General features: G+C 43.7%; 13 protein-coding genes. 10 read left to right on the plus strand and 3 right to left on the minus strand.

Features of this window, described 5'->3' with window-relative positions; genetic code table 11:
* Positions 1-624 (plus strand): amino acid permease (locus tag E7204_RS08245; protein WP_295183466.1); only part of this gene is annotated, 624 nt, incomplete at its 5' end.
* Between the two features lie 177 nt (positions 625-801).
* Here E7204_RS08245 and E7204_RS08250 read toward each other — a convergent pair.
* From E7204_RS08250 to E7204_RS08260, 3 genes are all read right to left on the minus strand, one after another.
* Complete coding sequence (locus tag E7204_RS08250) at positions 802-1077, minus strand: thioredoxin (RefSeq protein WP_021840923.1); 276 nt, start codon at positions 1075-1077, stop codon at positions 802-804.
* A gap of 208 nt (positions 1078-1285) precedes the next feature.
* Complete coding sequence (locus E7204_RS08255) at positions 1286-2176, minus strand: LysR family transcriptional regulator (RefSeq protein ID WP_295183469.1); 891 nt, start codon at positions 2174-2176, stop codon at positions 1286-1288.
* 137 nt (positions 2177-2313) lie between these two features.
* Positions 2314-2946, minus strand: coding sequence for a YigZ family protein (locus tag E7204_RS08260; protein ID WP_021840925.1), 633 nt, complete (start codon positions 2944-2946; stop codon positions 2314-2316).
* Positions 2947-3258: 312 nt separating this feature from the next.
* Between E7204_RS08260 and E7204_RS08265 the strand changes: the two genes are divergently transcribed.
* The 9 genes from E7204_RS08265 (at position 3259) to trmD (ending at position 10446) form a co-directional block, all read left to right on the plus strand.
* The gene (locus tag E7204_RS08265; protein ID WP_295183471.1) at positions 3259-3408 is read left to right on the plus strand and encodes a metal-sensitive transcriptional regulator; all 150 of its coding nucleotides are present in this window, start codon (positions 3259-3261) and stop codon (positions 3406-3408) included.
* A 238-nt stretch (positions 3409-3646) separates the two neighbouring features.
* A complete protein-coding gene (locus E7204_RS08270) occupies positions 3647-5815 on the plus strand; it encodes a heavy metal translocating P-type ATPase (RefSeq protein ID WP_295183472.1) in 2169 nt (722 codons plus the stop codon).
* Positions 5816-6462: 647 nt separating this feature from the next.
* Entirely contained in the window at positions 6463-6813 is a 351-nt protein-coding gene (locus E7204_RS08275) for a putative DNA-binding protein (protein ID WP_295183475.1), read from the plus strand.
* Position 6814: 1 nt separating this feature from the next.
* Positions 6815-8173 carry a signal recognition particle protein gene (ffh, locus tag E7204_RS08280; RefSeq protein WP_295183477.1) on the plus strand — a complete coding sequence of 453 codons (1359 nt, stop codon included), beginning with the start codon at positions 6815-6817 and terminating at the stop codon, positions 8171-8173.
* Between the two features lie 36 nt (positions 8174-8209).
* Entirely contained in the window at positions 8210-8473 is a 264-nt protein-coding gene (gene rpsP, locus E7204_RS08285; RefSeq protein ID WP_021840930.1) for a 30S ribosomal protein S16, read from the plus strand.
* 21 nt (positions 8474-8494) lie between these two features.
* Positions 8495-8722, plus strand: coding sequence for a KH domain-containing protein (locus E7204_RS08290; protein WP_006556455.1), 228 nt, complete (start codon positions 8495-8497; stop codon positions 8720-8722).
* A 13-nt stretch (positions 8723-8735) separates the two neighbouring features.
* On the plus strand, positions 8736-9143 hold the full coding sequence (locus E7204_RS08295) for a YlqD family protein (RefSeq protein ID WP_021840931.1): 408 nt from the start codon (positions 8736-8738) through the stop codon (positions 9141-9143).
* Positions 9143-9640: a ribosome maturation factor RimM gene (rimM, locus tag E7204_RS08300; protein ID WP_295183484.1), complete on the plus strand. Its 498-nt coding sequence runs from the start codon at positions 9143-9145 to the stop codon at positions 9638-9640. Before E7204_RS08295 ends, rimM begins: the two co-directional genes overlap by 1 nt.
* 56 nt (positions 9641-9696) lie before the next feature.
* Entirely contained in the window at positions 9697-10446 is a 750-nt protein-coding gene (trmD, locus tag E7204_RS08305; RefSeq protein ID WP_295183488.1) for a tRNA (guanosine(37)-N1)-methyltransferase TrmD, read from the plus strand.
* The last annotated feature ends 169 nt before the right edge of the window (positions 10447-10615 follow it).

Consider the following 10615-nt stretch of genomic DNA (forward strand, 5'->3'; position numbering starts at 1 on the left):
ATCATTTTATTCTATGTAGGTGCGCTCGGTGTTATTATGAGTATTTTCCCGTGGGATTCCGTAAATCCCGATCGCAGCCCGTTTGTTGAGGTTTTCCTGGCCGTCGGTATCGTCGGGGCTGCATCCATGGTTAACTTTGTAGTACTCACATCGGCAGCATCGGCCTGCAATAGTGGCGTGTTCAGTACGAGTCGCTTGCTCTATTCGTTGGCCAAACGCAATCATGCACCGGGGATTCTTGAAATTTTGACGAGTAAACAGGTGCCGGCTAACGCTTTGTTTTTATCGGTACTCGTAATTTGCCTCGTTGTGGCCTTGCAATATGTGGTGGCGGAAGGGGTATTCGTTATTATTTCCAGTGTGGCCACGTTCTGTTTCCTCTATATTTGGGGGATTATCACTATTTGTCACATGAAGTTTATTCGCAAGCGTCCTGATTTGGCGGCGAAAAGCGTATTTAAAATGCCGTTATTCCCATTCTTGAACTACTTGGTATTGGCGTTCTTTGCCTTCGTTATTGTTACCTTGGCCTTTAATCCGGCCACGAGAGTTGCACTCTTTGTAACGCCGGTATGGTTCATCATGTTGCTTTTGATTTATCAGTTGAAAAAGGAAATTGCATAATATCTGAGCAAAGATGAATTGCGAAAACGAACTGGTGATATATAGCAGAGAAAATATAATCCGGAAAATATAATACGTTAAGATACTCTATAGGGGTATAAAAAAGAGTTCATTAGGTCATATGACCCGATGAACTCTTTAGGTTGCTTGCGTTATGCTGTTAGTTGCTTTTTAGAATTATAAAGCTTTGTCAAAAACAGCTTTAATTAAGCGTTTAGTTTCGTCGTAAGATTCGCCCGGTTGAGCTTCATACTGTTTATCCAAGTCGAACCAAAGATTTGGATAGTATTCGTACGGATGAGTTTTGAATAATTCGTGAGCATCCTGATCTTCTACCCAATTAATTTTAATATCTTTGTATTGTGGATTTTCAGCTTTTAATTCGTCGATGGCTTTGAATGCGTTTTTGCAATAAGGGCAACCATTTAAATGGAATCCTAAAATTTCTTTCATAGTTATCTGTCCTTTTCGTATTAATAATAGAAACAAAAAAGGGAGTGGTTATCGTACCACTACCCTTAGTGTATCACAAAATCATACAATATTCAATTTTATAAATATAGAAATATCAAGAATTATAGGATTTACAATTACATAATCTCTTGATAGAAATCTATAATTACATTATCCCTAAATAGTATCTTTTAATAGAGTCCTACGATTACATCGTTCCTTGGTAGAATTCCAAGAATTGCTTGCTTACCAAAGAAGGCGTATGGCCTTTGACTACGATAAAGCTCTTGTGAAAACCGGTGGACAACTCGGGTAACCGAATGCGCGACATTTTGCGACCATGTACTTTTTCTTGTGAATCCATGGGAATAATGGCGACCGATCGGCCAAGCTGCGCCCATTCGATGGCGGAGCTCTTGGTAGTCGTTACAGAGATAACGTTTAAGTTGTTAAAGAGGCGACTCGCACTTTGCATAAGCATGCGCACCGATCCGCCGGATAGGCTGAGGGGGCAACGGGCGATTTCCTCCCACGTGAGGCTGTCTTTTTCCTGACTGCTCCAGAATACGTCATTCCGAAATACGGCATAGAGTGACTCCGGCTGGGTAAAAAGAATATCGAAGCGGCTGGTGTCCACCATTTGGGAATTGCAAAGACCGATTTCGGTGCGTCCGTTTAATAATGACTCCGTAACATCGCTCATGAGACCTTCGTAAATTTCGTAGTGCACGGAAGGATATTTTTGTGAAAAAGCATGTAAATATTGCTGTATCAGCCCCGTTGAGCGCGAGGCGGATGAGCTGATGCGGAGTGTCCCTTCCACCGCAGAGTTTAAGCGTTTTACATCTTCGTAGGTCGCCTCTTCAATCGCACATAATTGTTGGGCTTTTTCATAGAAAATGCGACCTGCTTCGGTGAGACGAAAATTAGCCCCTCGTTGACCGCGTTTTATATGCAGGAGGGGCGTACCGAATTCGGCTTCCAAATATTTAAGCTGTTTGCTCAGGGCCGGTTGTGTGATGTGTAAGATGTTGGCTGCCTGAGTCATATTGCCTGTTTGTACCAAGATAATGAAGTTGTAATAATATGATGTGTCCATGAGAATCCTCCCTTTGTTTTAGTCGGATTGTCATGACATGTAGTTTTGGGCGTACTACTTTACTATATGTTTACTTTATATTGTACTATGGTACGAGAGTTTTGTCAGTACCCCATGGGGTATAAACGAATCGCAGATTAATCGTTGTAGGGGAGGGCTACCATTTTTTCTTCCAACGGCTCCCACGTCTGTTGACCGTTAGTTAGGTTAGTCATGGTAGTTGCCAACGTATTTATATCAGCCGGATCCACATAGATTAAAAGGCGTACCTGTTCGGCAAATTCTGACTCGTAGTGATAGCCCTGCTCTTGTAAAAACCGTTCGATAGCGCCGTAATAGCTGTAATCGATGGTAAGGGCTACAATTTGGCGCGGTGCGTAGAGTGTTTTCGGTGCATCGTGAATGACTTCCGCCGCACTGTGGGAATAGGCTCTGATGAGTCCGCCGGCGCCCAGTTTGATACCGCCGAAATAGCGGGTGACTACAATTAAGGTATTGGTGATGCCCGTCTTTTTCAAAACTTCCAGCATCGGTTTACCCGCCGTGCCGGACGGTTCACCATTATCTGAGGAGCGTTGTTGTTCTTGGCCGGGGCCTAAGGCGTAAGCCGTACAATTATGCGTGGCGTCCCAAAACTCCTTGTTGATGCGGGCGATACCGGCCTGCGCTTCTTCTTCCGTTTCGCAGGGAATCGCGGTGGCGATAAAGCGGGATTTTTCTACAATATATTCAATACGATGCTCTTTGGCAACCGTAATATAGGATTTCATATATACCCCCCTGTAAAAATGTTTTTAATTTTGGATGATAGTATTTATCAAATCGAAAATTTTAAATGCGAATAATGGCCTAAAGACCATGTATAAAGCTAAGTATAGCTACTGTGTTTTATGTATTTTATGATACGTAATTTTTTACAATTGCACAATACCCCCTTGTTGACCTTTTGGGGGTGAAGGTATAACATAATATACAGATGAGATACCCCATAGGGGTATCGAGAAGGAGATGAAAATCCCCGATGCTTTTCGTTTTTACAGCAGTTTTAAGCTGTTGTTAAGATAGAGTAAGGAGGAAGTAAGATGCTTACAGATATGGAAACAGAGAAATTAACTCGTCGCCTGCGCCGTATCAAAGGTCAGGTAGAAGGCATCGAAAAGATGATTGACGATCATCGTTATTGTGTAGAAGTGTTACAGCAAATAGGTGCCGTAAGAGCGGCTTTATATTAAGTTGGCCTTCTAATGTTAGAAAGTCATTCTCGCTCATGCGTAGTGGATGCCATTAAAAGCGGCAAGGAAGATGATGCCATTACGGAATTGATGGGTGTTTATAAATCACTCCATAAGTAATAAATTCATTAATTGACACTAAGTTGTGTATCATTTATTGAAATAAACAATGCGTTATGATTCGTTTGAATTAGCGAAATTAATTGCAATACAGTAGAGTTAAAAGGATGTGTTATATATGAGTCAAAAAAGTAATGAATTCGACATCACCGGCATGCACTGTGCCGCCTGTGTCGGTCGTGTTGAAAAAGTCGTCAGTCGCATGGATGGCGTAGCTGATGTAAAGGTTAACCTCTTAACCCGTAAAGGCAGTGTTACCTATACGGATGACAGCAAGGTAACCCCTGATGACGTAATTAAAGCTATTACGGGTATCGGTTTTGGTGCTACCCTCGCTGAAGAAGGGGTTCAGAAACTTGAAAAAGTTAATTACAAACCTCAATTATATCGTATGATTATTGCTGCCGTTATGGCTATTCCGATGATGGTCAGCATGATGGGTAACCATTTATTCGGCTGGCCTATGTTGCCTCATTGGGTAGAATTGGTATTGGCTACGGTTGCTCAGTTCGGTCCGGGCCTCGTGTTCTACCAAGGTGCTTGGAGCGCTATTAAGAGCGGTTCCTTGACCATGGATGTATTGGTTGCGTTAGGTACTTCGGTAGCTTACTTATTTAGTATTTACAATATGTATGTAGGCAGCCACGACATGTATTTTGAAACGTCCGCATGGCTCATTACCTTCATCTTATTAGGTAAGGTCCTTGAAGAAGTAGCCAAAGGTCGTACGTCCGAAGCGCTTGAAAAATTGATGGGCTTAACACCAAGTATTTCTCACGTGCAGCGTGACGGTCAGTGGGTAGATATTCCAACTGCCGAAGTTCAGGTTGGCGATATTCTTCAAGTTCGTGCCGGTGAAAAAGTTCCGGTTGACGGTGTTGTGATTGAAGGTCAATCGGCGGTTAACGAATCCATGTTGACCGGGGAAAGTTTGCCGGTTGAAAAATCCGTAGACAGCAAGGTTATCGGTGCTACCGTTAACGAAACCGGTGTTTTCACCATGCGCGCCGAAAAAATCGGTTCCGACACTATGTTGTCGCAGATTATTAAAGTTGTAGAAGCTGCGCAAACCTCCAAAGCGTCCATTCAGCGTGTAGCCGATGTGGTTGCTGCTTATTTCGTACCGACCGTTATTGCCCTAGCCGTATTAACATCTCTCGTATGGTATTTCGGTTTTGATTCAACTTGGGGCGTAGCTCTCATGCACGGTACGGCCGTATTGGTTATCGCCTGTCCTTGTGCCTTAGGTTTAGCGACCCCAACCTCTATCATGGTAGGCTCCGGTTTGGGTGCTGAACACGGTAGTTTGATTAAGAGTGCCGAATTCCTTGAACGAGCCGGCAAATTAAATGCCATCGTATTGGATAAAACCGGTACTATCACTAAAGGTACCTTGATGGTAAGTAAAACTGTTAACTTCGCCGGTGATGAAAAAGTAAACACCGGTATTATGACCGCTATCGAAAGTTTGACAACTCACCCAATCGCCAAAGCTATGGCAGCGTATGGTACTACTGAATTGGGTAACGGTGTATTACCGAATGTTACCGGTTTTAAAGAAGTGCCCGGTCATGGTCTTGAAGCTGTCGTAGCTAATCAGATGGTTCAATTAGGTCACAGCCGCTGGATGCAGTCCTTAGGGTATATGAATGAAACGATTGAAAAAGCCGTTCTCGCCGAAGAAGAACGAGGCGCTTCCGTATCGCTCTTAGCCGTTGGCGGTGAAATCAGAGCTTTATGGGCTGTAGAAGATGAAGTTCGTCCGGAAGTACCGGAAGTGATTAAGACATTACAGAACCGCGGCATTGAAGTTTGGATGCTTACGGGTGATAACCGCCGTACCGCTCAATACATAGCCGACAAAGTGGGTATTACCCATGTTATGGCGGAAGTATTGCCTCAGGATAAAGCCGGTAAGATTGACGAATTGCGTAAAGCCGGTAAAGTTGTGGGCATGGTTGGTGATGGTATCAATGATGCACCGGCCTTGACATTGGCGGATATCGGTTTTGCCATCGGCAACGGTACGGATATTGCCGTTGAAGCGGCTGACATCGTACTTGTTCGTAACGATTTGAACACCTTGGTTCAGGCTGTAACCTTAAGCCGTAAGACCATGACGAATATTCGTCAGAACCTCTTCTGGGCGCTTATTTTTAACAGTCTCGGTATTCCATTGGCCGCCATCGGTATGCTCACACCAATCGTAGCCGGCACGGCTATGGCCTTCAGTTCCGTTACGGTTGTTACGAATGCGCTTCGTTTAAAACGGGCTAAACTTGACTGATAATCGGTAGCACTGATTTAGGTGGTTCAAAGTAAGGCGCAGTAAAAAGCAAAAATAAATAAGACACGTTAAAGTAAATTACGTAAATCGAGGTTAATCTTAATTAACCTCGATTTTTCATTGTTGGTTAACTTTGTATTTTTGCCTTCAGTTAACATAAAAGAAGATAACAAGTCTGAAACAACGGCATTTATCAATATAGATTAAGGTTCTACTTAATTAAATGCTTTATTACTTTTTGTAATAACAGATATAAAAAGAGGCAATTTTACTAAATGGAGAGGGAGGTATATACTATCTGTAGAGAACGAAGCTGGGGGACTGAAGCGAGCAGTTTTTCAGTCGATTTTCTAATCTCCGTATTAGCGAGCGCTGCAAACTGTACGCTAATAGAGATAAAAATTCAATATTCACTACCGAGAAAGAAAAGCACCACGATGAAGCGAGCATCGTGGTGTTTTTCTGTTATAATGAAGATGGTAGTTTTAATTTGTTTTTTTCAATAAGAAGAAGTGCATTAAAGAAGCAGAGGCAGCTATTGACAAGAAGTTTTAGATGTTAAGGAAAAGTCCTTGACAGGGTATATTAACTCTGTTAGAATAACGTGTAAAGTTTTTTAGCTTGACACCGTGAAGGAGTGAGTTGACATGGAAGAAAGAGTTTTGATTAGCTTGCTGTTAGACTTCTATGGCGCTCTTTTGACGGAGCGTCAGCGCCAATGTTTGGTTCTGCATCATGAAGATGACATGTCGTTGGCGGAGATTGCCGAGGAAATGGGCGTATCGCGCCAGGCTGTATATGACAATATGCAAAGGGCCAGACAATTATTGGAAATGTATGAAAGCAAGTTGCATTTGGTAGCTCAGTATGAAGAACGAGAACGTTTGATGAGCGCCATGCGCAGTGAATTAGACAGATTGAAAGCAAGTGTGGGCCGGGATGAGTTCCGCACTTCCACCAATACATTATATCAATTAGTTGCACAGATGGAGGGGTAGGATGGCTTTTGAGAATTTAACCCAGAAACTGGAAGAGGCTTTAAAATCCCTAAAAGGTAAAGGCAAAATTGAAGAAGATGATCTGAAGCAAGCCCTGCGTCAAGTGCGCTTAGCCATGATTGAAGCGGACGTAAACTTAGGCGTTGTTAAAGATTTTATCAATAACATTAAAGAAAAAGCCATCGGTCAGGAAATCTACGGGAACTTGAATCCGGTACAGACGGTTATTAAAATCGTTAAAGATGAATTAACCGATCTATTGGGTGGCGTTCAGAGCGGGATTACCATTTCTTCCAAACCGCCGACAGTTATTATGCTGGTTGGTTTGCAAGGGGCCGGTAAAACGACAACGGCCGGTAAATTAGCCGTTTACTTACGTAAGAAAGGTAAGCATCCAATGTTGGTAGCCGCCGACGTATATCGTCCGGCCGCTATTAAGCAGTTGCAAGTAGTGGGGAAACAGATAGATATTCCCGTGTTTGCCGATGAAACTCCGGGTGCCAATCCTGTAAATATAGCGCGCGATGCCATCGCGGCGAGCACGTCTATGCTTAAAGATGTGGTCATCATCGATACGGCCGGTCGTTTGGCCATTGACGAAGTCCTCATGACGGAATTAGTCAACATCAAACAATCCGTACGACCTCATGAAATCCTCCTCGTCGTGGATGCCATGATCGGTCAGGATGCGGTGCAGACGGCCAAGACGTTTAATGAGCGCCTCGGTATCGACGGCGTTGTTATGACGAAGCTTGACGGTGACGCCAAAGGCGGGGCCGCTTTATCCATTAAATCCGTAACCGGTCGCCCTATTAAATTTATGGGTACCAGTGAAAAGATGGACGGTCTCGAAGAATTCAGACCGGAAGGTATGGCATCTCGTATCCTCGACCTCGGTGACTTGGGTGCCTTGATTGATAGAACCAAGGAACTGGTTAATGAGGAAGAAGCGAAAGAATTGGCCGAAAAAATGCGGCGCAATGAATTCACGCTGGATGACTTCTTGAAGCAAATGAACCAGGTCCGCAAAATGGGTAAATTCCAAGATTTACTTGGCTTGATTCCGGGCATGGGTAAAGTTAAAGATCAATTAAAAGATATAGATTTAGATAGTAAAGAAATTCGTCGTATTGAAGCGATTATCCAATCGATGACGCCGCAAGAAAAGACGAATCCTAAAATATTGAACGGCTCTCGCCGTAAACGCATCGCTATGGGCTCCGGCACACGTGTGCAGGATGTAAACCGCTTAATCAAGCAGTTTGAAGAAGCTCAGAAGATGATGAAAAAAATGGGATCTATGCGTAAAGGTAAAAAAGGTATGTTACCTAAACTGCCAAACTTACCGTTTATGGGTTGATCATAGAAGATATTCTTACAAGGAGGTGAAATATACATGTTAAAAATTCGTTTAACTCGCTTGGGCGCTAAAAAAGCTCCATTCTATCGTATCGTTGTAGCCGATTCCCGTGCTCCTCGTGAAGGTCGTCCGGTAGACACTATCGGTCAGTACGACGCTACTAAGTCCCCGGCTGTTATCAACATTGATGAAGAAAAAGCTTTGACTTGGTTAGGTAATGGTGCACAACCAACCGACACTGTTCGTTCCCTTTTCAAACAGCACGGTGTTATGCAGAAATTTGCTGATGCTAAGAAGTAATTCATAGAGAGGCATACTGTGATGAAAGAATTAATTACATTAATTGCGAAGTCATTGGTTAAGCAGCCTGAAGCCGTTTCTGTTACCGTGACCGTAAAAGGTGATGTGGAAGTCTATGAAGTTCACGTGGCACCTGAAGACATGGGTAAGGTTATTGGAAAGCAGGGCAGAATTGCTAAAGCAATCCGAGCTGTCGCAAAAGCAGCAGCTATTAAAGAAAACAAAAAAATATCCGTTGATATTGTCTAAAGGGTGAGAAAACATGGAAGAAATGACAGTACGTGTTCCTGTAGCTATCAAATCGAAAGTTACAGAAGGGCTCAAAGCTAAGCTTATTGCCGATCTTCAGCAGCGTTTGGATCTTGTTGAACAGGACTTACAGCAAATCGAATTCCAAGCTAAACGTTTACTCAGTGAACAAGCTAAAATCGATGCGCAAGGTCTTATTCAATTACGTCAGCAGATTGAAGAAGAAAAGCAAAAACGTTTAAACTTTAAGGCGGACGTAGCAGCCAAATTAAAGGATGCGGAAAAGCTTGAACTTGGTTCTGAAATTAGTCAGGGCACTATGGAACAGACCATTACGGTTAAAGTTGGGGATGACCTCGACGCTTTAATGGGTTCTGAAATTTTGCTCGAAGACGGCAAAATTGTCGCTTTCCGTAAATAATGGATCGGAATGAGCTGATTACCATAGGCGTTATTGTTGCCCCGCACGGTGTGCGGGGTGATCTTCGTATAATGCCGCAGACCGATTTTCCCGATCGGTTTTTGACGATGGATGCCTGCTACATTGATGGTAAAGAATACCACATCACATCCGCTCGTTATCATAAACAATTTATTTTGGCGACTTTTAAAGAAGTGCCGGATCGTAATGCTGCCGAATTGATGGCTCGCAAGGAAATCCAAGTTCCCCGCGACCAGTTGGTGGAATTGCCGGAAGGCCGTTACTACATTTTTGATATCATCGGTTTGACCGTGGAAGATACAAAGGGCAATGTACTGGGTACCGTGTCTGATGTATTGCAACCGGGCGCCAATGATGTGTATGTAGTCAAACAGGAAGGTCAGCCTGATTTATTATTACCTGTGTTGGAACATGTAATTTTAAATATTGATGTTGAAGGCGGTAAGATTATTGCCGATCCGCCGGAATGGATTTAATAGAGCAGCCGAGACTTAGGTGAAGTGGCTTTGGCCGGAAAGGATAATGTGAGACTATGCGAATTGACATTATTTCTTTATTCCCTGAGTTCTTTGCTGCTTTTTTTGATCATTCCATCATTAAACGGGCTATGGCGGCCGAGCGCCTTACTATGGAAGTAACGAATCCCCGTGATTTTGCTCACAATAAGCATAATCAAGTGGATGATACACCTTATGGGGGCGGAGCCGGGATGCTCATGATGGCACCACCCATTTTTGAAGCTGTGGAGCATGTATTGGCCAAACCTGCTCAAGAGCTGCGAAAACGGGTTATTTTCTTAGGTCCTACGGGCACTACGTTTAATCAGGCCAAGGCTCGCGAACTGGCGACTTACGACCAGTTGGTGCTGATTTGCGGCCATTATGAAGGCGTCGATTATCGCGTGGAAGAGCATTTAATCGATGAAACGATTTCTATCGGCGATTTTGTGCTTACCGGCGGTGAACTGCCGGCCATGGTTGTGGCTGATGCAGTAGCGCGTATGATTCCGGGTGTTCTGGGAGCCGCTTCGGGGGCGATTGAAGATTCCTTCTACAGGCCTATTTTGGAAGGGCCGCAGTACACGAAGCCACCGGTTTTTCGCGACTGGGAGGTTCCGGAAGTATTGCGTAGCGGGCATCACAAAAATATAGCCACATGGCGCTTACAGCAGGCCTTATTGCGTACTCGCCGTTTGCGTCCCGATTTATTGGAGCGCGAACTTACAGATGATGAAAAACGGGCAATTAAAGAATTGGAAAAACAAGGTCTATGGAAACCATAAACAGGTGGAAATTTCATAGGCCTTTTTTGGGCTCTTTGTCAAATTTTGGGGCGCTAAAGAGTCTATGCACTTTGAGGAAGGACATGCGACATAACTGTTGCGTGTCCTTTTCTTGCATTGATGAATAAAATCCGGTTACGGAAGTAGTGGAAGTTCCGTATCCCAAAAG

Source organism: Veillonella sp. (genome assembly GCF_015058545.1).
Taxonomy (GTDB): Bacteria; Bacillota; Negativicutes; order Veillonellales; family Veillonellaceae; genus Veillonella_A.

What these genes read in the sequence shown, in the direction of transcription:
- E7204_RS08250 (WP_021840923.1), bottom strand. Translation starts at nt 1,077, where the DNA reads ATGAAAGAAATTTTAGGATTCCATTTAAATGGTTGCCCTTATTGCAAA.
- E7204_RS08255 (WP_295183469.1), bottom strand. Translation starts at nt 2,176, where the DNA reads ATGGACACATCATATTATTACAACTTCATTATCTTGGTACAAACAGGC.
- E7204_RS08260 (WP_021840925.1), bottom strand. Translation starts at nt 2,946, where the DNA reads ATGAAATCCTATATTACGGTTGCCAAAGAGCATCGTATTGAATATATT.
- E7204_RS08265 (WP_295183471.1), top strand. Translation starts at nt 3,259, where the DNA reads ATGCTTACAGATATGGAAACAGAGAAATTAACTCGTCGCCTGCGCCGT.
- E7204_RS08270 (WP_295183472.1), top strand. Translation starts at nt 3,647, where the DNA reads ATGAGTCAAAAAAGTAATGAATTCGACATCACCGGCATGCACTGTGCC.
- E7204_RS08275 (WP_295183475.1), top strand. Translation starts at nt 6,463, where the DNA reads ATGGAAGAAAGAGTTTTGATTAGCTTGCTGTTAGACTTCTATGGCGCT.
- ffh (WP_295183477.1), top strand. Translation starts at nt 6,815, where the DNA reads ATGGCTTTTGAGAATTTAACCCAGAAACTGGAAGAGGCTTTAAAATCC.
- rpsP (WP_021840930.1), top strand. Translation starts at nt 8,210, where the DNA reads ATGTTAAAAATTCGTTTAACTCGCTTGGGCGCTAAAAAAGCTCCATTC.
- E7204_RS08290 (WP_006556455.1), top strand. Translation starts at nt 8,495, where the DNA reads ATGAAAGAATTAATTACATTAATTGCGAAGTCATTGGTTAAGCAGCCT.
- E7204_RS08295 (WP_021840931.1), top strand. Translation starts at nt 8,736, where the DNA reads ATGGAAGAAATGACAGTACGTGTTCCTGTAGCTATCAAATCGAAAGTT.
- rimM (WP_295183484.1), top strand. Translation starts at nt 9,143, where the DNA reads ATGGATCGGAATGAGCTGATTACCATAGGCGTTATTGTTGCCCCGCAC.
- trmD (WP_295183488.1), top strand. Translation starts at nt 9,697, where the DNA reads ATGCGAATTGACATTATTTCTTTATTCCCTGAGTTCTTTGCTGCTTTT.